Source organism: Reyranella sp., from assembly GCF_965249915.1.
In the GTDB taxonomy this organism is placed as follows: Bacteria; Pseudomonadota; Alphaproteobacteria; order Reyranellales; family Reyranellaceae; genus Reyranella.
On the sequence record NZ_OZ252257.1, the window covers coordinates 4145440 to 4166348 of the forward strand.

The 20909-nt window shown below is 65.6% G+C and carries 22 protein-coding genes; 5 read left to right on the forward strand and 17 right to left on the reverse strand.

Features of this window, described 5'->3' with window-relative positions; all coding sequences use genetic code 11:
* Nucleotides 1-28 precede the first annotated feature (28 nt).
* The 6 genes from ACP15H_RS20590 to ACP15H_RS20615 all read right to left on the reverse strand — a co-directional run bounded on the left by ACP15H_RS20590 (nucleotide 29) and on the right by ACP15H_RS20615 (nucleotide 6723).
* Nucleotides 29-1222, reverse strand: coding sequence for an acyl-CoA dehydrogenase family protein (locus ACP15H_RS20590; protein ID WP_425068009.1), 1194 nt, complete (start codon nucleotides 1220-1222; stop codon nucleotides 29-31).
* Between the two features lie 46 nt (nucleotides 1223-1268).
* Complete coding sequence (locus ACP15H_RS20595; RefSeq protein ID WP_425068010.1) at nucleotides 1269-2879, reverse strand: ABC transporter substrate-binding protein; 1611 nt, start codon at nucleotides 2877-2879, stop codon at nucleotides 1269-1271.
* Between the two features lie 4 nt (nucleotides 2880-2883).
* Nucleotides 2884-4089 (reverse strand): LLM class flavin-dependent oxidoreductase, encoded by a 1206-nt coding sequence (locus ACP15H_RS20600; protein WP_425069939.1) that lies wholly within the window; start codon nucleotides 4087-4089, stop codon nucleotides 2884-2886.
* Between the two features lie 637 nt (nucleotides 4090-4726).
* Nucleotides 4727-5341, reverse strand: coding sequence for a TPM domain-containing protein (locus tag ACP15H_RS20605; RefSeq protein ID WP_425068011.1), 615 nt, complete (start codon nucleotides 5339-5341; stop codon nucleotides 4727-4729).
* A complete protein-coding gene (locus tag ACP15H_RS20610) occupies nucleotides 5341-6105 on the reverse strand; it encodes a TPM domain-containing protein (protein ID WP_425068012.1) in 765 nt (254 codons plus the stop codon). Before ACP15H_RS20610 ends, ACP15H_RS20605 begins: the two co-directional genes overlap by 1 nt.
* Before the next feature lie 9 nt (nucleotides 6106-6114).
* Nucleotides 6115-6723, reverse strand: a complete 609-nt coding sequence (locus ACP15H_RS20615) for a LemA family protein (RefSeq protein ID WP_425069940.1) — start codon at nucleotides 6721-6723, stop codon at nucleotides 6115-6117.
* A gap of 179 nt (nucleotides 6724-6902) precedes the next feature.
* On the opposite strand from ACP15H_RS20615, the gene ACP15H_RS20620 reads away from it, so the two are divergent.
* Nucleotides 6903-7349, forward strand: coding sequence for a hypothetical protein (locus ACP15H_RS20620; protein WP_425068013.1), 447 nt, complete (start codon nucleotides 6903-6905; stop codon nucleotides 7347-7349).
* A gap of 94 nt (nucleotides 7350-7443) precedes the next feature.
* Here ACP15H_RS20620 and ACP15H_RS20625 read toward each other — a convergent pair whose 3' ends face one another.
* Nucleotides 7444-7914, reverse strand: a complete 471-nt coding sequence (locus ACP15H_RS20625; protein WP_298311541.1) for a MaoC family dehydratase — start codon at nucleotides 7912-7914, stop codon at nucleotides 7444-7446.
* Nucleotides 7915-8043: 129 nt separating this feature from the next.
* Here ACP15H_RS20625 and ACP15H_RS20630 point away from each other — a divergent pair, with 129 nt between their 5' ends.
* A complete protein-coding gene (locus tag ACP15H_RS20630; RefSeq protein ID WP_425068014.1) occupies nucleotides 8044-9300 on the forward strand; it encodes an amidohydrolase in 1257 nt (418 codons plus the stop codon).
* A gap of 25 nt (nucleotides 9301-9325) precedes the next feature.
* On the opposite strand, the gene ACP15H_RS20635 is transcribed toward ACP15H_RS20630, so the two are convergent.
* Both ACP15H_RS20635 and ACP15H_RS20640 read right to left on the reverse strand, forming a co-directional pair.
* A complete protein-coding gene (locus ACP15H_RS20635; RefSeq protein ID WP_425068015.1) occupies nucleotides 9326-10000 on the reverse strand; it encodes an aspartate/glutamate racemase family protein in 675 nt (224 codons plus the stop codon).
* 35 nt (nucleotides 10001-10035) lie between these two features.
* Nucleotides 10036-10740, reverse strand: a complete 705-nt coding sequence (locus tag ACP15H_RS20640) for a substrate-binding domain-containing protein (RefSeq protein ID WP_425068016.1) — start codon at nucleotides 10738-10740, stop codon at nucleotides 10036-10038.
* Between the two features lie 199 nt (nucleotides 10741-10939).
* On the opposite strand from ACP15H_RS20640, the gene ACP15H_RS20645 reads away from it, so the two are divergent.
* Nucleotides 10940-12136, forward strand: coding sequence for an iron-containing alcohol dehydrogenase (locus ACP15H_RS20645; protein WP_425068017.1), 1197 nt, complete (start codon nucleotides 10940-10942; stop codon nucleotides 12134-12136).
* A gap of 134 nt (nucleotides 12137-12270) precedes the next feature.
* Here the strand turns inward: ACP15H_RS20645 and ACP15H_RS20650 are convergent, their stop codons facing one another.
* The 3 genes from ACP15H_RS20650 to crcB form a co-directional block, all read right to left on the reverse strand.
* Nucleotides 12271-13398: an FAD binding domain-containing protein gene (locus ACP15H_RS20650; RefSeq protein WP_425068018.1), complete on the reverse strand. Its 1128-nt coding sequence runs from the start codon at nucleotides 13396-13398 to the stop codon at nucleotides 12271-12273.
* A 19-nt stretch (nucleotides 13399-13417) separates the two neighbouring features.
* Complete coding sequence (locus ACP15H_RS20655; protein WP_425068019.1) at nucleotides 13418-14194, reverse strand: SDR family NAD(P)-dependent oxidoreductase; 777 nt, start codon at nucleotides 14192-14194, stop codon at nucleotides 13418-13420.
* A gap of 109 nt (nucleotides 14195-14303) precedes the next feature.
* Entirely contained in the window at nucleotides 14304-14663 is a 360-nt protein-coding gene (crcB, locus tag ACP15H_RS20660; protein WP_425068020.1) for a fluoride efflux transporter CrcB, read from the reverse strand.
* A gap of 293 nt (nucleotides 14664-14956) precedes the next feature.
* On the opposite strand from crcB, the gene ACP15H_RS20665 reads away from it, so the two are divergent.
* Entirely contained in the window at nucleotides 14957-15382 is a 426-nt protein-coding gene (locus ACP15H_RS20665; RefSeq protein ID WP_425068021.1) for a hypothetical protein, read from the forward strand.
* A gap of 119 nt (nucleotides 15383-15501) precedes the next feature.
* Nucleotides 15502-16566, forward strand: a complete 1065-nt coding sequence (locus ACP15H_RS20670) for an Ldh family oxidoreductase (protein WP_425068022.1) — start codon at nucleotides 15502-15504, stop codon at nucleotides 16564-16566.
* 32 nt (nucleotides 16567-16598) lie between these two features.
* Here the strand turns inward: ACP15H_RS20670 and ACP15H_RS20675 are convergent, their stop codons facing one another.
* The 5 genes from ACP15H_RS20675 to rutA all read right to left on the reverse strand — a co-directional run bounded on the left by ACP15H_RS20675 (nucleotide 16599) and on the right by rutA (nucleotide 20721).
* Complete coding sequence (locus tag ACP15H_RS20675) at nucleotides 16599-17507, reverse strand: tripartite tricarboxylate transporter substrate-binding protein (RefSeq protein WP_425068023.1); 909 nt, start codon at nucleotides 17505-17507, stop codon at nucleotides 16599-16601.
* Nucleotides 17508-17705: 198 nt separating this feature from the next.
* A complete protein-coding gene (gene rutD, locus ACP15H_RS20680) occupies nucleotides 17706-18482 on the reverse strand; it encodes a pyrimidine utilization protein D (protein WP_425068024.1) in 777 nt (258 codons plus the stop codon).
* Entirely contained in the window at nucleotides 18483-18872 is a 390-nt protein-coding gene (gene rutC / locus ACP15H_RS20685; RefSeq protein WP_425068025.1) for a pyrimidine utilization protein C, read from the reverse strand.
* Nucleotides 18872-19621: a pyrimidine utilization protein B gene (rutB, locus tag ACP15H_RS20690; RefSeq protein WP_425068026.1), complete on the reverse strand. Its 750-nt coding sequence runs from the start codon at nucleotides 19619-19621 to the stop codon at nucleotides 18872-18874. Before rutB ends, rutC begins: the two co-directional genes overlap by 1 nt.
* Nucleotides 19618-20721, reverse strand: a complete 1104-nt coding sequence (gene rutA / locus ACP15H_RS20695; protein ID WP_425068027.1) for a pyrimidine utilization protein A — start codon at nucleotides 20719-20721, stop codon at nucleotides 19618-19620. The genes rutB and rutA overlap by 4 nt, the downstream gene beginning before the upstream one ends.
* Nucleotides 20722-20909: the final 188 nt, after the last annotated feature.

Here is a 20909-nt window from a genome sequence, read left to right on the forward strand (position 1 = left end):
CATCGGTCGGCTTCCTGCGTGAGGGCTCTCAGAAGGTGAAGGAATTCGGCGGATCGCGGTCGTTCAGGAGGCTGTCGCCGACGACGCGGAATTTGTAGGCGAGCGGATCGTGCGTCGTGTGGGTGCGCGCGTTGCGCCAATGCCGGTCGAGATTGCGGCTGCGTGCGGTATTCGAGGCGCCGCCGACCTCGAAGAGGCGCTCGCCCGCCCGCAGCGCCGCGCGGGTCGACACGATCTTCGCTTTGGCCACCGCCAGCGAAGCCTCCACGAGCAGTGGCTCGACGTGGGGCTCCGACTCGGTCCCGCTGGCGTAGAGCGCTTCGGCAGCGCGATCGAGGAGATCGGCGGCCCGCAGCACGCTGGCTTCCGCCGCAAAGGCGTGCGCGGCAACATCGCCGATAACATCCTGAACTGCCGTATCGTCGCGCGCCCATTCAACACCACTGTCGCGCGATGCCCGCGCGCCGCCGCGCCCCAGGCCGATGGCTTCGTCGAGCGCTGCGGCGGCGATCCCTGCATCGATGGCGCAATGGATGATCTGCGAGCCGGAACCGGTGTGATGGCGCCGCGTCTCCCACGGGCCGAGATCAATGATCTCATCCGGCTCCACTGACACATGGTCGAAGATGACGCTGCCGCTCGCGGTGGCGCGCTGACCAAAGCCCTCCCAGTCATCTTCCAGCCGCACGCCCAAGCGGTCTGTCGGGACCACGGCCAGCACCCGCCGCTCATCGTCGGTCAGCGCCCCGACGAAGGTGTACTGGGCCAGCAGCGAACCCGTGCCGTAGAACTTGTGCCCCGAAAGCCGATACCCGCCGGCCGTTCGCTTCAAGTGCGTGGCCCACCGCCCCGGCGCGCCGCCCTTCTCAGAGATCGCATTGCCGAAGAACGCGCCGGCTGCGGCCGCGGCCAGATAGTGCTGACGCTGCGTCTCGCTGCCCATGAGCCGCACGCGCTCCAGGAAGATGAAATGCGGCTGGACGAGCTGACCGACGCTGGCATCGCCGGCCGCGATGTGAATGACGATCTCGACGAGATCCCGGAAGCGCACCTCGGAGCCGCCGTACCGCCAGGGCACGCGCGCAGCACCGAGTCCGGCAGACAGGATCAGCCTCAGCGGCTCGGTGGGCAATGCCGCCGTCCGGTCGCGTTCGGACGAGGTCCGCGCGATCTCGCGACGGGCCGCTCTCGCGGCGTCGATCAGCGTCGCCCCATCCGGCACGGACTCCGGGCCAATCGCGCGTTCAATGGATCGGGGTGCAGCAATGTCAGGAGGCAAAGGAAACCCCCTTGAGCGACGCACCGCCGCCATCCGGATTGACGTTGACGCCCTGGAGACGCGCGGAGAACACCCGGAGCGGACGAAGCTCGAGAAGCGTGATCGACGGCAGATCCGCCTGGGCGGCGCGCTGCAACAGGTGGATCAGCTCGATACGCCGCGCGACGCTGGCTTCGGTCTGGATGGCGTTGATGATCGCGTCGGTCTCGGGCTTCGAGTAACCCGAGGCATTCGACCAAGGCGTGCCGGTCTTGATCGCTTCCGTCGAGAAGCGGCGGTGAACGCCGATCTGCGGATCCGGAAACGCGGCATAGAACGAATTCAGCGTGTCGAAGTCGCGCTCGCTGAAGATCTTGCGCAGGAACGTCGGCAGATCGTGGGTGCGGAGCGTGACTTCGATCCCGACCTGCTTGAGGGACTGGCGGATGAACTCGCCCGAACGCGTATACTCGTCTCCATAAGGCATGGGGTCGTGGGAGATACGGAAGCGGATGCCGTCACTACCCTTCTTGTACCCGGCCTCGTCGAGCAACTGCTCGGCGCGCGCGAGATCGAAGTCGTAGCGCGGTACATCGGCCGTATAGAACTGCTTCTGGTACGATGGGATCGGCCCGGTCGCCGGCGTCGCGAAGCCGAACCAGACGGTTTCGGCCAGTGCCTTCTTATCGATGGCGTGCGCGATGGCGCGACGCACGCGGACATCCTGGAACTGCGGGCGCCTCAGGTTGAAGTCGAGAAAGAAGACCGGGGCATTGGCCTCGCTTCCGCGCGCTTCGACCACGATGCCCGGCCGGTCCCTGAGCCGCGGAATATCGGCGAGCGCCACCGGGCTGAGGGGCGTGTAGTGAACCTCCCCCGTCTCGAGAGCCGCCGCCCGTGCACCAGAGTCGGGGATGAAGCGAAAGCGGATGCGATCCACCTTCGGCCGGTCCTTGTCCCAATAGTTGGGGTTGCGCTCGACCAGAACGTAATCTCCGCGTACCCATTCCTTGAACACGAAGGGACCGGTGCCGATCGGCTTCACGTTGTAGGGGTTCGTCAGGATGTTGGTGCCCTCGTACAGGTGACGCGGCAGGATCTGCGTTTCATAGTTCAGCACCGACCAGACGACCGGCGCACGGCTCGTGAAACGCAGGACGGCGGTATGCAGGTCGGGCGTCTCGACGTCGGTGAGCTGGGCAAAGAAGGCGCCGCCGCGCGGATGAACCTTCTTCATCAGTTCGAGGATCGAGTACTGAACGTCGGCCGACGTGAAAGGCTTGCCGTCGTGCCACGTAACGCCCTGGCGAAGCTTCAGCACCAACGTCTTGCCGTCGTCCCGCTCCTCCCAGCCCGTCGCCAGCGCAGGTTGCGGCTTGAAGTCGGCGTCGTATTCGAAGAGCGCATCGAAGATATTGTTCGAGATCGCCACAGCCGGCGCCGATATCGCAACGCCTCCCACGAGACTCTGCGGTTCCGGGACGATGTTGGCGACAAGGGTACGCCCCCGCTGTGTCGCCTGGGCGAAGACGCCGCGCACGCCCAGGGCACCGAAGGCCGCGGCGGCTGAAGACGAAGCGATCAGGCCCCGGCGCCCGACGCCATTGGAAGAGAATGTCATTGCATCATCCTGCGAAGGCTGGCTGGCGACGGCTCAAGGCCGCGCCGTTGTCCGAGACGCGAAGGCCTGCCTGATACATCAGCGGCAACACCTTCTCGGCGAAGTACTCGAGATCGGGCGCGAAGTCGTAGAAAGTAAGCTGCACACCGTCGACACCGGCACCGCGCAACTTCAGGAAGCCGTCGACGATCTGTTCCGGACTGCCCACGAGATGGAGATTGCCGCCGATGGCGCGGTGCAGCCGGCGCTGGTTGCGCCAGGCCTGTGCATCGCCCTTGCGTCCGTGCTCGGCAAAATTCTCGACGGCCTCGGTATCGGCCGCCGCCTCGATGGCGTCGCGATAGGCGATCGCTTCGCGCTCGGTGTCGCGACACAGGACCATGGGATTGATAATTGTCCGGACCTGCCGCCCCTCGGCGGCCGCCGCCGCACGGATGGCGGCGGTATGGCCGGGCACGCTCGAGAGCGCATCCTCGAGCTGATTGCCCGCCGGACTCGTGATGAACATGATGTCCGAGTGGCGGACGCCATAGCCGATGCCCGCCGACGACCCGCTCGCATTGACCATGACGGGCCTTCCGAAACGCGGCTTCGGCGTTACGAAAGCATCCTCCATCGCCCAGTAAGGTCCATCGACGGTGAGATTCTCATCCAGCGACCAGAGCTGCTGCAGCCGCGTCGCGAATATCTCTGCCATCTCATAGCGACGGTCATGCTCGATCTTGGTCATGCCGAACATCGCCGGCTCGCGCGCGGCGTATCCGGTCACCATGTTGATGCCCCAGCGCCCGCGAGCGATGTGATCCAGCGTGGCGCCGAACTTCGCCAGATGAACCGGATGCCACGGCCCGTACAGTATGTGCAGCGTCGAGATCAGCAGGATGCGTTCGGTCGCCGCTGCGAGCGCCGCAGTAGTCATAAACGAGTCGAGAGAGACCTCGCGATACTTCGTCGAGCCGCCATACCCCCCCTTGCTCGCCCATTGAGCCAGGCCGAAGACGAGATCGAAGCCGAGCTGCTCGGCGCGCCGCGCGAGAGCCAGATTGTAGTCGAAGGTCCAGGTTGTGGTCCTCGGCAAGGTCGAAGGCGTCCATCCACCGGCCTGAATGGGCAGGAAAAGACCCAGCAGGAAGGGTTGCCGCAAGACCCGCGACAGGGGGCTCTCGGGAAAATCCACGGGCGACACCCGCCCTGGGCGAAACGTGCTCATCGGGCTGGCCGCGCAGGGTCGACTCTGTCGCCGCCGCGACATGTTCCGAGCGCAGCAGCAATCGCTGTATTGGCTGACATGGGTCGAATGAGCCTTTCGCAGACATGCTGGAGACGCGCGCCGCGAGCCCGGCGCAATAAGGAACATCGATGCGCGTCGGCGGGCGCACGGCAGTGGCAGCGATCTTTCCGGTGCGGTCAGAGGATGGCGCGAACCTTGTTCCGGCGACGACAAGGATCTGACCGCGAGGAGCGGCAAACCTTCTCCGGCATGGGGTCCTGGCGGTTCGAATTGTGGAGTACGGCAAGCATTTGTCAGTCCTGTCTAACGCATGCAGTCGTACTCCAAGGCTTCGAGCAATTGGTTCCGTATTCTGCGTCGATCAAGAAAGCGAAGAGTCCCGGGGGCAGATCTATTGAGATCGATCTCGTTTCAGAGAATCGAGATGGGTGCTTGCGGTGGGTTCAAGTGCAGTTGTCGATTCTCAGAGCCGAACCTGCACCGCCATTCATTCTGCGAACCTTCTCTCTGGGGCCTTGCGCCCTGGAGAGAAGGTCCGGTTCCCGCGCCGATCCTCGCGGGAGCGAACCGCGACGGTCCTCATCCAGATCCGGCCCGTCGGGCCAAGGGTGGACGCTCAGATCAGATAGATCCGATCTGGCAGCTCGCTCCGGTCCCCTTCGATCAATGGGAAATTATCCGCCAGGACGGCACCGCACCGATCGATCGCCGTGACGAAGCCATCGGCAATGTGGCCTTCCCGCATGTGGCCCCTCAAGACATCGATGGCGCCCTGCCATTCCTCCTGCGGAACGCGGCTGGCAATGCCCTCGTCCGCGATGATGCGAGCGTAGCGCTCGGCCAACGAGACGAAGATCAGGATACCGGTCCTCTCTCGCGTTCGCGCGATGCCGCGACTCACGAACTGCTCCATGGCCGCGCGGTGGGAGAAAGCGCGGCGCACCGCTCGAGGCAGGAGCGCCACGCGCACACGCGGCTGGCAAAAGACCGCAAGCAGACCGAAGAAGGCCAGAACCTGCAGCGACAACATCAGTTGCAGCGGTGCCGCCGTAAAGCTCATCAATATCCACGGCAGCGCCAGTGCGATCAGGGCAGCCAGCAGCACAGGCACGCCAACGGCATCCGGCGACGAGGTCCTGGCCAGGACGCAGACGATCTCCCCCGTCGTACGAGCCTCGCTGGCGCGGATAGCGGCGGAAATTCGCGCGCGGTCCTGTTCGCTCAGTTCCATCACCAGCTCCCCGATGCTCCGCCGCCGCCGGAAGAGCCACCGCGGCCAGAGAACCCACCACCGCCCCTGGAAGATCCCCCTCCGCCAAACCCGCCCGATCCACCGCCCCGCCCGCTCATCAGCATGCCGATCACCAGCCATCGGAAAGTCGGCGACACGATCATCATGCCGATCACCGCGATGATGACGGCGATGACGAGCCAGTTAACGGGAGCCGAGGCCGGTTCGCTGTCGACCCTGAGCGAGGGACGCTGCTGCCATTCCGAAGAATCGGTCGTCAGGACGATGATGATGTCGTCGACGCCGCGCGTTATGCCCCCCGCGAAATCGCCCGTCTTGAAACGCGGGGCGATCGCATTGGTGATGATCACCTTCGACAGCGCGTCCGTCAGCGTTCCCTCGAGACCGTACCCAACCTCGATCCGGACCCGCTTCTGGTTGGGCGCCACCAGAAGCAACACACCGTTGTTGCTGGTCTTGTCGCCGAGCTTCCAGGTCCGGAACAATTCGTTGGCGTACGGCTCGATTTCCTGGCCGTCGAGCGAGTTCACCGTGGCGACAACCAGCTGGATGCCCGACCTGGATTCGAGGTCGGCAAGCCTGGTCTCCAGCTCGGCGACGGCAGACGCCGGCAAAATGCGGGCCTGATCGACAACCCGACCCGTCAATGCCGGGAAATTGGCGGCGAAGGCGGCCAGGCCGAACAGCAGGGAGAGCGCGAAGCCCGCGATCCAGGCGCCTGCTCTCAAGCGACCAGGACGCATGGTCGACGATCAGAACTTGACGGTCGGCGGCGTCTGGGCGGCATCGCTGGCAGTGAATTCAGCCATCGGCTTGTTGGACCGGAAGGCGGTCATTGCCCAGAGCATGCCAGGAAAGGTCCTGAGCTCCGTATTGTAGGCCCGTACGGCTTCGATGTAGTCGCGGCGCGCGACGGCAATGCGGTTCTCCGTGCCCTCGAGCTGCGACTGCAGCGCCAGGAAGTTCTGGTTCGATTTGAGGTCCGGATAATTCTCGCTGATGGCAATCAGGCGGCCCAGGGCGCCGGAAAGCTGATTCTGCGCATCCTGGAATTGCTTCACCTTTTCCGGATCGGTGAGCTGGGACACGTCGATCCTGGTCTGGGTGGCCTTGGCACGGGCCTCGACCACGGCGGTCAACACGTCTTTCTCCTGCTTGGCATAGCCTTGAACCGTCGCGACCAGGTTCGGAATCAAGTCCGCACGACGTTGGTAGTTGTTCTGGACGTCGCCCCACTTTGCTTTCGCCTGCTCCTCGAGCGTCGGGATATTGTTGTACCCGCACGACGCGAGGGTGAGGCACAGAACGGCAGTGGCCAGACGCGACAGAAATGAACTTGAGATGAATCTCGAACCAGTCATGACGCTCCTCGCGGGCTCCACGCTCGTCGAGCCGCATCGGAAACGTCATTCCTGCCCGAAAGTTCCACGAAGCCTAACGCATCGCCTTCGCCGGCAATTGACTGCCATCTTCGCTGAGCGGGCAGCGCCCAGTTGCGAAAGATTTCGGCCGGTGCTTGTTTCGCAACGAGGTGAACACGATGCCCATTCCCGATGACATCGAGAATGCCCTGGCCGCCATTGCACCTGAGGGCGCCGATGAGGCTCCTGAGATTCTGACGGTCCAGTCCGTCTTCTGGCGGCTGATCGATCTGGACAAGAAGCTGCGCATCTTTCACAGAATGGCAGACAATCGCGATCTGCAGTTCGAGGTGATGACCTACGAACTGCCTTCCTTTGCCAATCTCCGCCCGCCCACCGAGCTGGGGGTGGAGGTCGACCGAGGACTGATCAAGCCGATCGCGGCGGCAACCTTGCTTATGAAATCACTCCAGCGCGCGCAGCGTATCGTTGTTGCAGACCCGCACGTGCTGGATGACATCCAGCGGTGTATCGACCGCTTCCTCCAGACCCTGCCGCAGGCGCGCGCTCATCTGCAGCTGCATGGCGCCGACCCGAAACTGTCGCCGCCAACCGATGAGCTTTAGGGCGATTGCCCCAGCCAAGCTAAGTTGCAACCTGCCTCCCCCGGCGCTGCGCACGATCGACATCCGACCATCGGCTGCGCCGGCGGGTCTGCGCTCATGTCTTCGCGTAGGCGATGCTCATGGTCTCGGCAACACAGGCCGGACGCTCCTGGCCTTCGATCTCGACGGTCCATTGATAGGTCATGCGAATGCCGCCGTTGGGCATGTCGTCGGCGGCCAGCAGCTTCTGGCGGCCGCGGATGCGCGCACCGACCTGCACGGGGCTGGTGTAGCGCACCTTGTTCGAGCCGTAGTTGATGCCGTTGCGCATGTTGTCGATCTTCAGCACATCGCGGGCGAAGGTGGAGATCACGGAAAAGGTGAGATTGCCGTGCGCGATGGTCTTCCCGTCCGGCATGTCGGTCTTGCAGCGCTCGACATCGACATGGATCCACTGATGGTCGCCACTGGCTTCGGCGAACAGGTTGATGCGTTCCTGGGTCATGACCAGCCAGTCGCTGACCCCGAGCTCCTGACCGACCAGCGCCTTCATCGCCTGGGGGCTCTCAACGATCCGTTTTGCCACGACACCCTCCTTGAAATCCAAACCAGCACGCATCCTGTACCGTCGCAGGAAGAATTCACAAGCGCCCGGCGCCAGAGCCAGGATGATAAGTCCTTGCGCACCGCCCCCCTCGTCCGGGACAATCGCCGCATGAGCGACGTCATCACCGGCAACGAACTTTCCGAGCGCATTTCCGCAGCGGCCCTCGAGATCGAAGACAAGGTCATCGCCTGGCGGCGCGACCTTCACGAGAATCCGGAGCTTTCCTATCAGGAGACGCGCACCGCCGCGCTCGCCGCCGAGCACCTGGAAAAGCTCGGCTACGAGGTGAGGACCGGCGTCGGGATCACCGGCGTCGTGGGCGTGCTGAAGGGCGGCAAGCCCGGCGGCGTCGTGGCGCTGCGGGCCGACATGGATGCGCTGCCCGTCGAGGAGCGTGTCGACCTGCCCTTCGCCTCCAGGGCCACGGCGCAGTATCTCGGGCAGACCGTCCCGGTCATGCATGCCTGCGGCCACGATTGCCACGTCGCCATCCTGATGGGTGTGGCCGAGATCCTGGCCGGCATGAAGGACGAGATCCCGGGCACGGTGAAGCTGATCTTCCAGCCCAACGAGGAAGGCTCCAACGACGGCCGGCCGAGCGGCGCCCAGGCAATGATCGCGGACGGCTGCATGCAGAACCCGGCACCGTCCGCCGTGTTCGGCCTGCACGTCACCTCGGGCATCCGCTCAGGCGTGATTGCACTCCGTCCCGGCGGGCTGATGGCAAGCGCAGATCGCCTCAAGATCGACGTCGAGGGCCGCCAGACGCACGCTTCGCAGCCGTGGCGCGGCATCGATCCCGTCGTCACTTCGGCACAGATCATCCTGGCGCTGCAGACCATCGTCAGCCGTCAGCTCGATCCCACGCTCACGCCGGCGGTGGTCTCGGTCTCGACGATCCATGGCGGCGTGCGCAACAACATCCTGCCCGATTCCGTCGCCATGGAAGGCACGATCCGGACCCACGACGAGGGCGTGCGCGCCGAGATCTGGAAGCGCATCGACAAGACCGCCACCGCCATCGCCGATGCCGCCGGCGCCAAGGCCACCGTCACGGTCTTCGAGGGCGTGCCGGTGACCTATAACGATCCGCCGCTCACCGACTGGGGCACCAACAGCCTGAAGAACGGCCTCGACACCCAACGCGTCACCGAGGTGCGCCCAGTCATGGGCGCCGAGGATTTCTCGTATCTCGCCCAGGTCGTGCCGGGCATGTTCTTCTTCCTGGGGGTCGTGCCGCCGGAGGTCGACCCGCTGCAGGCGCCGGCCAACCATTCGCCGTTCTTCCGCGTCCACGAGCCCGCGCTCAAGTACGGCGTGCGCGCGCTCAGCTATCTCGCGATCGACTATCTGAAGCGGAAGTAGCCGCAGAGAGGCCCGCCAAGCGGCGTCAGCCGCCGATGGCGGCCCGGATGCGGTCGACCGCGGCGTCGGGCGCGGTGAGCACGGGTGTCTTGACCGCCGCGCCGACGGCCGCCAGCGCCCGCGACGTCGAGAAGTGCGCGAGCATGATGGCGTCGCAATGCGCAAGCTCGGGCGCCCGCGCGGCGATCAGCGCGTTGTGCCGGTCGGCATCGCCCTTGCGCAGCGCATCCATGGCCCCCTCGACGACGATCGTCTCGAGCGTCGCCTTGGCGCCAGCCTCGCCGCCCGCCTCACCGACGAACTGCTCGAACTCCTCGGTCATGGTCAGCACCGACGGCGCGAAGGTGGCGAGCATCCCGATCCGCCGCCCGCGGCCGATCGCCTCCCGGAACATCGCTTCGTTGGGCTTCAGGACGGGCACCGGCAGTTCCTTTGCCATGCGCTCGATCGCCGGCCCGAACGCCGAGCAGGTGACGAGGATCGCCTCGGCCCCGATGCGGTGCGCGTAGCCGCCGAGCTCGACGAAGCGCTCGAACATGCGAGGCGTCAGGTCGTGGTCCTTGGCGCGATCGATCGACAGCGAGGAGTCGAGCAGGTCGACGACCTCGGCCTCGGGCCACCGCGTGGCGAACGCGCGCTGGATGGGTTCGATGGCGACGGGCGTGCCATGCAGGAGGACGATTCGGGGCTTCTTCGACATGCGAGCGGTCTTTCGAAAGGAGAGCGTTTTCAGGACTACGGCAGGCGGGATACCAGGCCACCCTCGCCATAGGCCTTCGCAGCCGAGGGCGAGGCGAGCAGCGCCATCCACGCGGCGGCACCCTCGGCGTTGGCGGCATCGGCAAAGATCGCGGCATCGAACGTGGAGACGGTCTGGACCTCCGGGGGAAACGGGCCGGCGACGGCGACGCCGGGGACCGTCATCAATTCGCTCACCTGCTGGATCGCGATGTCGGCCTCGCCGCTCGCGACCTTCTCGCCGGTGAAGCCCATCGGGATCGCGACGGCGCGCGCGAGGACCTCCGCGGAGATTCCCAGCCGCTCGACCAGCCCGGTGAAGTAGATACCGCTCGCACCCGCCCGGGAGTAGGCCACCGCCCTCGCCGCCACCAGCGTCCGCTTGAACGCCTCGACCGTCGAGACGTCGGGTTTCGGCGCCCCCTCGCGGACGCCGACGCCCAGGATCGAATCGGCGAGACAGATGCGGGTCTCGGGACGCACGATGCCGTCCGCGCAGAGCTTGTCCATGGAGCCGTTGATGGCGATGACGACGTCGGCGCGCTGCCCTTCGGCAATCGATTTCATGATGGCCGTGGTCGGACGCCAGTCGATCTCCAGGCGATAGGGCGATGCGGCCTCGAAGGCCGGCTTCAGCCAGCGATTGACGGCCACCTCGAGGGCGAGGCCGCTCATGACGGCGACGGACGACGGCGATGCCACTGGACTTCACTCCTCGCACAACGGGACATCTTCAATATAGCGCGATGCCGCCGTGGACGGCGCAAAAGTTGATCTGGAAACGGTTTCTGCGAAACGGGCGCGGGAAGCGCTCTTGGCAGCGGGTCCGCAAGAGGCTGCAATGTGCTATCGGGGTTCAAAGACCTTGAACGGAACCGTGTGAAGATCGGGAGGAGATCGAGTGAGCTTTCGTGCCTCGGGCCATAACTGGCGTCTGTATTGCGGATCGAACGTCCTCGAGAATTCCCTCAAGGAAGTCGCTGCGCGCGCCGGCGCCAAGCGCGCCTTCGTCATCTGCTCGCCGTCGATCAACAGGCGAACCGACATCGTTCGCCGCCTGGAAAAGGCGTTGGGGCCGACCTTCGCCGGCGTCTTCGATCAGATCGAAAAGGATTGTCCCTATCCGAACGTCTGCGCCGCCCGGGATGCCGCTCGCGAAGCCAATGCCGATCTGCTAATCGCCGTCGGGGGCGGAAGCGTGCTGGTTGCCACCCGGGCCGTCGCGATCTTCCTCGGAGAGGATCGCGATCCGTTCGAGCTCATGACGCAGTACCCGGCCGGCAAGCCGGCCTACAGCCCGCGCCTGGCCGCGCCGAAGTTGCCCATCGTCAACATCCCGACCACTCCCACCAGCGCCATGAACCGCGCTGGAACGGGACTGAAGAATGCCGATCTGGATCATCGAATGGAGTTCTTCGATCCCAAGACCCGGCCGCAGGCAATCCTGCTGGATTACGAAGTCCTGATGACGACACCCGCTTCATCCCACCGGTCGACCGCCACCACGGTCTTCTCCAGTGTTGTCGGAGCCATCGCCGCGGCTGAATCCAATCCACTGGTCGAAGGCGATCGCCTTCAGGCTTTCCGCCTCGCCTTTCGCGCCTACTCCGCCCTCGCCCAGAATCGCGACGACGCAGCCTCGCGTGCCGATCTGTGCATCGCCGCCTTTCTGCAGAACCGTGCCGAGGACGATGGGGCCCGCATGGGGGCCAGTTCTGCCTTTGGCGGGGACTATGCCGTTTCGACCGCCTTGCACGTCCAGTTCCCCCATGTCGGCCAGGGCGAGTCGATCTCCACCATCCACGCCACCAAGATCCGCTTGTCACAGGATGACGATGCGGCCGCGGCGCAGGTCGTCGCCGACGCCCTCGGCCTCGGTGGCAGCACCGGGCCGAACAAGCAGGTCATCGCGGATGAACTGGAACGACTGTACCGCAACGTCGGAATGCCGGTTCGCCTCAGCGAACTGAACATCCCGCGATCAGCGATTCCCCTCATCGCGGGACAGACGGTCAAGAACTTCAATGCCAACGCCGGCGTCCGCTCCGATGGCGAGCGCATCGCCGCGGCGCAGCAGCTGCTGGAGGCCGCTTACTGACCGCTTGGCAGATCCCCGGACTTATCCCCCCAGGCAGAATCACCGGCGGCGTACAAACGCCTGCAGCCTGGGGCCGTAACGCTGCCCCAATGCAGGACACGGGCCTGCGTCGCGCAGGCCCGTAGCAAGCAGACTCAGCTTCCGGCCAGCTGGAGTGATTGTCCCAGCCGCTGGCCGTACGCCACGATGGCCTGCCCCACAGGGACCCGCGCGGCCTGATAAGCAGCGAGCGCGGCATCCACATCCGGATGTGCCCGTAAGGCATCTCGCAGCGCAAAGGCATCGCCTGCCGCCTTGGCGACACCCATGGCCGTGTGCGGCCGGGCCACGAAGGCAGCATCGCCCAGAAGAGCGACGCGCCCCTTCACCATGTGCGGGGGCGCATAGTCGAAAATCGCATGAATGAAGGGCCGGGGTTCGGCGGCGACCGCCTGCGCGAAGGAAGGCGGCAGCGCTTCGGCGGCATCGCGCTTGAGGCGGTCCGCGACCTCCGGCCTCACTCGGCCAGGGGCGATCGAGAAGGGGCGGCTCACCCCGTCGCGGTCGACGAGAACTCGGCTCAGCTCCGTGGGCGGATAGCGTCGGTACCAGACCCAGTTGTACCGGCGCTGCCCCATCTCGGTGGACCCGTCTGCGCCCGGAACGAGATAGCCGAGCACATGCGAACCCGGGCCTTCATAGAAGGAGAACCGCTCGAAGAGCTGTCGCCGCGCCAGTTCCGGCACCTGCGTCTCCGGCACGAGCCCCCGCCATGTCGCGTAGCCCACATAGGCCGGCCTCGACTGCGGCCCCGACACGGCTTCGCGTACGAGCGACCCGATGCCGTCCGCGCCGATGACCAGATCAGCCGTCTCCTCGTGCCCGTCAGCATACCTCACGGTCGCGCCGGCGATGTCGGTCTGCACCCGCACGGCGCGGTCCTTGATCCGGTAGCGTGCATCCGGCACCCGCTCGCGGAAGGTGCGGAAAAGCACATCCCACGAGAGCTGCGTTTGAGGCGTGCGCTGGCGATGGATGATGGCGTCGTTGCGGTCGAGGTAGATCCGCTCGTGCGCCGTGACACCGACGCGGGCGAGGTGCTCGACGCCGACTTCGCTCAGAATGTCGAAGACCTCCTGCTGGGCGACGAGGCCCGCCCCTCGCCCCTCGAGCCCGTGCGCGGAGCGTTCGGTGACGGTGACGTCGAAGCCGGCGCGGCCGAGGAGGACGGCGGCGAACAGGCCCCCCATCGAGCCGCCGACGATAAGAATGCGAGAACTCATGGCTTGTGCCTCTATGGGTTCAGTTGATGAAGTCGACCACGCCGCCATCGACGCGCAGTGCCGCGCCGGTGGTGGCAGATGCCAGGGGCGAGGCGAGATAGACGGCCATGCTGGCGACTTCGTCGACGGTGGCGAGGCGCTGGATCAGCGACGTGGGCCGGTGCGCACGCACGAACTCAGCCCCCGCCTCCTCGAGCGACTTCCCTCCCGCCATGCCCGGCCTGAGCATCTCGGCGACACCCTCTGACAGCGTCGGGCCAGGCAGGATGGAATTCACGGTGACACCGGTCCCTGCCATGCGCTTGGCAAGGCCGCGCGCGAGCGACACGTCGGCGGTCTTGCTGACGCCGTAGTGGATCATCTCCACCGGAATGTTGAAGGCCGATTCCGACCCGAGGAAGATCATCCGGCCCCAGCCCCGCGCCGCCATCGGTGGCAGATAGGCTCTCGCGAGCCGGACGCCAACCATCACGTTCACCTGCCAGTGCCGCTCCCAGATGGCATCGTCGGTGTCGAAGAAATCCTGCGGCTGGAAGATGCCGAGATTGTTCACGACGATGTCGAACGCAGGCTCGAGGGCCACCAGGTCCCGCGCGCCCTCCGGGCTCGCAAGATCGAGCGCCCGGCCCCGCGCCGCTCCTCCGAGGCGCGCGAGGGCCTCGTCCACAGCGGCAGGGGTGCGGCCATTGATGACCACCGCCGCGCCCGCCTCTTGCAGGCCCCTGGCGATGGCAAAGCCGATGCCTCCGGTGGAGCCGGTGACGAGGGCGGACTTTCCGGAAAGATCGATCTTCATGTGCGGCTCCTTGGTTTCGCGGCGGGATTGGCAGGCGTGGGCGGAAGCGGATCGGTCGCGCTCAGGGGCCGACGCCTCGGGAGAGCGTGGTGAAGGCGCCGGGCAGCACCTAACCGGCAGCGACGGCGGTGAGGCACAGGGTGAGGGACAACATGACGTTGAGCAGCGCCCGCCCCGGCTCGTTCGCATTGAACAGCGTCAAGGTCTGAAGGCTGAAGGACGAAAAGGTGGTGAAGCCGCCGCACACGCCGACAAGCACGAACTGGCGGATTTCAATGGGCGTCGAGGCCGCGCTGGTCCCCGCGAAGAGGGCCGTGAACAGACCGATCACAAAGGACCCGCCGATATTGATGACAATGGTCCCCCACGGCAGGGCGCTTCCCATCATCTGGGTGATCCACCGATCCAATGCAAAACGCAAAGCGGATCCGAAGGCGCCGCCGAGAGCGACAAATCCATAGCCGATCATGGCCTCTCTTCCCTTCAAACAACGCGCGGGACGATGGCGCGCCCTGGAAGTGAGATTTGCACGCGGATATCGGCGGCAATATTCTACATAGAGTTCGAGAGCCTGAACCTTCGTATAGCTTGTGCGCTCGTGCTGGGATGACCGCAGTTCACGGTGAGACCCCGGATTGCTACCTTTGGTGTTCTTCAGGAAGTCACTTGAGACTCTCGGATCGAAGGTCTCTGGTAAAATTTACGTAACTCGGACGTGTCCCTTCCATGCCCTCTTCGTGGCTCCCATCCCCGGCGAGGCTGTTGCCCGCCAATCCAGCGCACTATGACGGTCCGCTGCTTTCCTTCTGGGTCGCCCTCGCCTGGCTCAGCGCCATCACCGTGCGCTCCTGCATCCATCTGTTGGCGGCGGACGGCGGCGCGCAGTCGATCGCCACGATCGACGTCGCGACCATAGACGGCGGCTCGAACATCGTGGCGATGTTCGGCCAGTGGGGGGCGATCCAGTTGCTCCTCGCGCTGCTGCTCTGGGTGCTGCTGCTGCGCTGGCGCGGAACGGTGCCGCTCGTGCTGCTGGTCTTCACGCTCGAGCCCGTGTTGCGCGGACTGGCCGGAACCCTCAAGCCGGTCACGACGATGGGCACGGCCCCGGGTGCCGCGCTCAACTGGTTCACGCTGCCGGTCATGGCGTTCTTCTTGTACCTGTCGCTCTGCCCGGCACGCCGCTGACCGTTCCCTTCGGCAGCGTCACAGGCGGCCCCGAACGCAGCCAGCATGCAGGCGAAGAATCTTGATGCGTCGTGTGGCCGGTCCTCAATAATGCCGCCGTCAATAATGGAGAATGAAGCATGCCCGCGTCGTACGAGACCCACCGCAAGCAGCTCGAACTGATCCTCGAGGCCTGGGGCATGCCGAAGGCCACCGCGGCCGGCACCGCCGAGATCATGGCCTGGGCCGACCTCCACGGCATCGACACGCACGGCATCTCGATGGTGCCGCCCTACGACGAGCGCCGGCGCGCCGACAAGCTCGACATCCGCGCCGAGCCCCGGATCGTGAAGGAGACCCCGGTGTCGGTGCTGGTCGATGGCAACGGTGGGCTCGGCCATCCCACCGGACGGCGCGCCATGGAGATCGCCATCGACAAGGCGAAGAAGACCGGCATCGGCGTGGCGGCGGTGCGCAACTCCGGTCATTTCGGTGCCTGCGGCTTCTACGTGCTGCAGGCCGTCGACGCCGGCTTCATCGGCATGGCGACGACCTCGGCGAGCGGCATCAACATGGCGCCGACCAATGGCGCGCAGGCTCGTCTCGGCACCGATCCGATCGCCTTCGCCGCGCCCGGCAAGCCGGGCGAGCCGTTCCTGCTCGACATGGCGACCACGACCGTGGCCGCCGGCAAGATCCGCAACAAGGCCAACGAGAAGCTGCAGACGCCGACCGGCTGGCTGGTGACCAAGGACGGTCTGCCCAGCACCGATCCGCACGAGGTCAGCAAGGGCGGCTACATGACGCCGCTCGGCGGCACACCCGAGGGCAGCAGCCACAAGGGCTACGGGCTGGGCGCCATGGTCAACATCCTGAGCTCGGCTTTGTCGGGCGGCGTGATGGTGACGGATCCGACGCGCAACACGCGGCCCGGTCCGATCGACATCGGCCACTTCTTCCTGGCGATGGATCCCGGCATGTTCCGCGACACCGCCGACTTCCAGGCCGACGTCGCCGCCTTCTGCGACACGCTGCGCGCCACGCGGCCCGCCGACCCGGCGAAGCCGGTGCAGGTCGCGGGCGATCCCGAGCGCCGCATCGCCGCCGCGCGGATGAAGACCGGCATCCCCGTCGGGCCCAACCTGCTCGCCCAGGTCAAGGAGATCGCGCTGGCCGCCGGCGCCGACTGGATCATGGAGGGCTGACTGATCTGCCTGTCGCTCTGTGCGAGGCGTCGCTAGAGGAAGGAGCGTGCGACCCTGAGGTCGCGCTGCATCGTCTCCCGAACCAGCGGCGCGTCCCCCGCAGCGACCCGCGTCCCCAGTTGACCCAACGCGCTGACGAGGTCGCTGGGGAACGGCCCTGCAAGGTCGCGGGCGATCGTCTCGACGAAAGAAGGAGCCGATCCCGGCGGCGCAAAGACAGAATAGCTGAATGTATAAGTGCGCCCCCGATCGCCCGTGAGTTCCGCAAAGGTCGGAACCGCGGGGAAAGAGGGAGAACGAGCGGCTCCGAAGGTAGCGAGCACGGTGGGCGTCTCGCCACCGCGGGCCATGGCCGCCGCGATGGAATCCGTTGTTACGACGCCGATCCCCGCCGAGCCGCTCCGCACCGCTTCGAGAATCTGGTCGTTGCCGCGGGCATCGACCTCGGTCACCCCGGGCGCGGCCGCTGCGACCCAGGCCGCTGCCGGCCCATAGGCCGATAGACGTCCCGAACCGGCGAGCACGACCGGACGCGTTCGTGCGGTCGAAACCACATCGACCCAGCTCTTGAGCCCACTCGCGGCGCCAGCGATCAATGCGGTCGAATAGCCGTTGGTCACCTTGGCGATGGGGACCAACCGCTCCACGTCGGAAAGCTTGCCCTGCGCCACGCCGTTCATCATCAGCGTGAGCGTATCGGCGACGAGAACCCGGCTTCCGCCAGCAGACCCCGCCAGAAAGGCAGGCACGGGAGCGAAGCCGTGGTCGCCGGGAATCGCCCGGACGGTCGGCGCCGGCCGCCCCTTGCTCGCCAGAACCGCCCCGACGAACCGTGCAATCTGGCCGGTGACGCTGCCGGCCGTATAGCCATGCAGGACTTCGAGCGGAGCATCCGCCCATGCGCGACCGAAGGGGACGACACCCAGGGCTGTGAAGCCCATCACAAATGCCCGACGCCGAATGACAGTCATGAACCGCTCCGCCTTGAGACTTGCATCAGATACGCCCGCAGGCGTGGACAATCACCATGTCATCGAAATCTTGGCAAGGGGCGTGGCACAGTGGCCGCTCGTGATCGCCTCGGGCGCCGAGTGGATCATGGAGGGCTGACGGGACACGGCCGGCAAGCCGGCGGCGACCTACACCCGGCCGAGAAAATCGAGGAGCGCCGCATTGAACGCGTCAGGCTCGACGACGTTCACGGCATGCCCCCCATAGTCCGCGATCTGCAGCACCGCGTTGGGCAGACCGGCGGCGAGTTCCTGGGATTTGCTGACGGGGACGAGCACATCGTCTCGCGCACCCATGACGAAGACAGGTGTCTTGATCGCGGCGAGGTCCGCGGTCGCGTCGAAGCGCAGGAGCGCGCCGATGCGGCGACGCAGGGTTTCCTCGCCCTGGAAGTGGGCCAGCCCGTGCGTGTCCTCGCTGCGCGCGCGCTCGGCGTTCCGGGCCAGCCACAGGGCCGGATAGAGGAAGATCGGCTGAGCGCGTACATAGGCGGCAGGGCCGGCATGTTCCAGCAGCAGGAGCCGCGCCTCGAAGCAGCGCTTCGTATGCTCGTCCGCTGTCGCCCAGCCGTTCACGACGGTGAGCGACGTAAGTCGCTCCGGCGCTTGGCGGGCGAGGTCCAGCCCGACCAGTCCGCCGAGCGCGTGCCCCACGAAGTGACAGGCAGGGGTCGCGGTTTCGTCGAGGATCGTCAGCACGTCGTCGGCCATGGTGGCGATCGAGTAGGCGTCCGGCAGGGCCTGTTTCGCACGCCCCGTCCCCGCCTGGTCGTAGGTGATCACGCGGTAACGCGACCGCAGCGCGTCAAGCTGCGGCGCCCAGTAACCCGCCGCGCCGCCCAGCCCGGACGAGAGCAGCACGGTCGGCGCATCCTTCCGCGTGCTTTCGAGGACGTCGACGCTCACTTAACTCTTGCCGACATGCGCCGTCGTGGCGATCTCGACCAGCGCGTCCTTCTTCACCAGCCCGCACTGGATGCAGTACCGCGCCGGCTTGTCGCCGGGAAAATACGTCGCATAGACGGCGTTGATCGCCGCGTAATTGGCCCAGTCCGTCAGGAAGATCTGGTTGAAGGTGACGTCGGCCATGGTACCGCCGGCCGCCTCGATCACCGACTTGATCTGTTCGAGCACGAACTCGGTCTGCTTCGCGGCGTCGCCGACATGGACGACATTGGTTTCCTTGTCGAGCGCCAGCGTGCCCGAGACATAGACGATGCCGTCGGCCATCGCGCCGGGCGAATAGGGCGCCAGGGTCTTGCCGGAACCGGCCGGGATCACGGGTTTCATCGGCATCACTCTGCTCCCTTCGTCGTCAGCGTCGGATTGGTGTTGTCCTTCAGCGCCTTCTGGAAAGCCTCCACCGACGAGACCCAGCCGAAGAACTTCTCGATGTTGTAGAGCGAGGCCTTCTGCACGAAGTCCGGCCCGGCATGATGGCAGGCGTCGTGGAGAACCACGCCGAAATATTCGAGGAAGAACCCGTCGCGCAGCGTGGACTCGACGCACACGTTGGTCGCGACGCCGGTGAACACCAGCGAGCGGATGCCGCGCGAGCGCAGGATACTGTCGAGGTTGGTGTTGTAGAAGGCGGAGTAGCGTGGCTTGGGAACCACGATGTCGCCGGCCTGCGGCTGCAGCTCCTGCACCAGCTCGTAGTCCCAGCCGCCCTTGGCCAGCAGCTTGCCCTGCAGCTCGGGCTTCGCGCGCATGGTCTTGAGCGCATTCGACTTGTGGAAGTTGGGCGATCCGGGGCCGCCCGCCTCGACATAGTCCGGATCCCAACCGTTCTGGAAATAGATGACCGTCACGCCCGCCGCGCGGGCGGCGGCACAGGCCAGTTGCGTCTTCTCGATGGCCGCCGCGGCGCCCGAGACGTCGAAGCCGGCGAGATCGAGATAGCCACCCTTCGAGGCATAGGCATTCTGCATGTCGACCACGATCAGCGCGGTCTCCTGCGGCCGGATCAGCAGCGCCTCCGGCTGTGCCTCGAGATGGCGCGCATTTGGATCGTCGGACGGGAAGTAGCTGACGGGCTTGCTCATTCCGCGGCCTCCGCGACAGGGGCGACAGCCGAGGCGACATGCCTGCGGCTCTTCATCAGGGGCTGGATGCGCTCACCGAAGATCTCGGTACCGCTCACGAACTCGTCGAAGGTCAGCAACGTGCCGGCCAGGCCGGGGATCGTCGCCACCTCGTCCATCATTCGCGCCACCTTGGCGTGGCTGCCCACGAGAAGCCCGATGTTCAGGTTCACCGACGATTTCGGATCGATCATGTGCTTCACGTTTGTATCGGCGCCAGACTTCTTGTCGGCACTGCCCTGATCGGTCAGCCATTTGAGGGCCTCCAGATCCGCGCCGTCCTTGTAGTGTTGCCACTTGGCTTCCGCCTCGGCATCGGTGTCGCCGGTGATGATCATGAACAGCGCATAGGTCGCGATGTCCCGGCCGCTGCCGGCGGCGATCCTCTGCATGCGTTCGACCGTGTCGGCACAGGCGGTCGGCGTGTTGTAGCCCTTGCAGAAGCAGAAATTGTAGTCCGCGTACTTCGCCGTGAACGTCATGCCGGCATCGCTCTGCCCGGCGCAGATCACCTTCATCGGCTGCTGCGGGCGCGGGCTCAGCTTGCAGTCCTCCATGCGGAAGAACTCGCCCTTGAAGTTGGACGTGCCGGTCTCCCACAGCTCGCGCATCACCTGGACGTACTCGGCCGCATAGTCGTAGCGGCGCGCGAAATACTCGTCGCCCGGCCAGATTCCCATCTGCGAGTATTCCGGCCGCTGCCACCCGGTGATGACGTTGAGGCCGAAGCGGCCGTGCGAGATCGAATCGATCGTCGAGCACATGCGGGCCGCGATCGCCGGCGGAATTGCGAGCGTCGGCACGGTCGCATAGAGCCTGATGCGGGACGTCACGGCCGCGAGTCCGGCCATCAGGGTGAAGGATTCGAGATTGTGGTCCCAGAACTCGCTCTTGCCGCCGAATCCGCGCAGCTTGATCATCGACAGGGCGAAGTCGAACCCATACTTCTCCGCGTTGAGCGTGGTCTGCTTGTTCAGTTCGAAGCTCGGCCTGTAATGCGGCGACGTCGTCGAGACGATCCAGCCGTTGCTGCCGATCGGGATGAATACGCCGATTTCCAAGGGCCGCCTCCGAGGTACGATGACTGTTGGGAGTTTCCCAAAAGCCGTCGATCCGGTCACTTTTTATAGTTCGCGCGACGAGCCGCGATGGCCCGGGAGTTGCATCAATCTCCAATCCGGTTCGGAACAAGCTGCCCGCTTGCTGGTGAAGCAGCATGGTCTGCCTCGCGTTCGTACGTAGGGGCGGC

Excerpts from the sequence above, each read along its gene's own strand:
- crcB (WP_425068020.1), bottom strand. The coding sequence starts at position 14,663 with ATGATCGGCTATGGATTTGTCGCTCTCGGCGGCGCCTTCGGATCCGCT.
- ACP15H_RS20605 (WP_425068011.1), bottom strand. The coding sequence starts at position 5,341 with ATGGAACTGAGCGAACAGGACCGCGCGCGAATTTCCGCCGCTATCCGC.
- ACP15H_RS20670 (WP_425068022.1), top strand. The coding sequence starts at position 15,502 with ATGCCCGCGTCGTACGAGACCCACCGCAAGCAGCTCGAACTGATCCTC.
- ACP15H_RS20615 (WP_425069940.1), bottom strand. The coding sequence starts at position 6,723 with ATGACTGGTTCGAGATTCATCTCAAGTTCATTTCTGTCGCGTCTGGCC.
- ACP15H_RS20675 (WP_425068023.1), bottom strand. The coding sequence starts at position 17,507 with ATGGGCTTCACAGCCCTGGGTGTCGTCCCCTTCGGTCGCGCATGGGCG.
- ACP15H_RS20635 (WP_425068015.1), bottom strand. The coding sequence starts at position 10,000 with ATGTCGAAGAAGCCCCGAATCGTCCTCCTGCATGGCACGCCCGTCGCC.
- ACP15H_RS20595 (WP_425068010.1), bottom strand. The coding sequence starts at position 2,879 with ATGACATTCTCTTCCAATGGCGTCGGGCGCCGGGGCCTGATCGCTTCG.
- ACP15H_RS20610 (WP_425068012.1), bottom strand. The coding sequence starts at position 6,105 with ATGCGTCCTGGTCGCTTGAGAGCAGGCGCCTGGATCGCGGGCTTCGCG.
- rutB (WP_425068026.1), bottom strand. The coding sequence starts at position 19,621 with ATGAGCAAGCCCGTCAGCTACTTCCCGTCCGACGATCCAAATGCGCGC.
- ACP15H_RS20655 (WP_425068019.1), bottom strand. The coding sequence starts at position 14,194 with ATGAAGATCGATCTTTCCGGAAAGTCCGCCCTCGTCACCGGCTCCACC.
- ACP15H_RS20600 (WP_425069939.1), bottom strand. The coding sequence starts at position 4,089 with ATGAGCACGTTTCGCCCAGGGCGGGTGTCGCCCGTGGATTTTCCCGAG.
- rutC (WP_425068025.1), bottom strand. The coding sequence starts at position 18,872 with ATGCCGATGAAACCCGTGATCCCGGCCGGTTCCGGCAAGACCCTGGCG.
- ACP15H_RS20620 (WP_425068013.1), top strand. The coding sequence starts at position 6,903 with ATGCCCATTCCCGATGACATCGAGAATGCCCTGGCCGCCATTGCACCT.
- ACP15H_RS20630 (WP_425068014.1), top strand. The coding sequence starts at position 8,044 with ATGAGCGACGTCATCACCGGCAACGAACTTTCCGAGCGCATTTCCGCA.
- ACP15H_RS20650 (WP_425068018.1), bottom strand. The coding sequence starts at position 13,398 with ATGAGTTCTCGCATTCTTATCGTCGGCGGCTCGATGGGGGGCCTGTTC.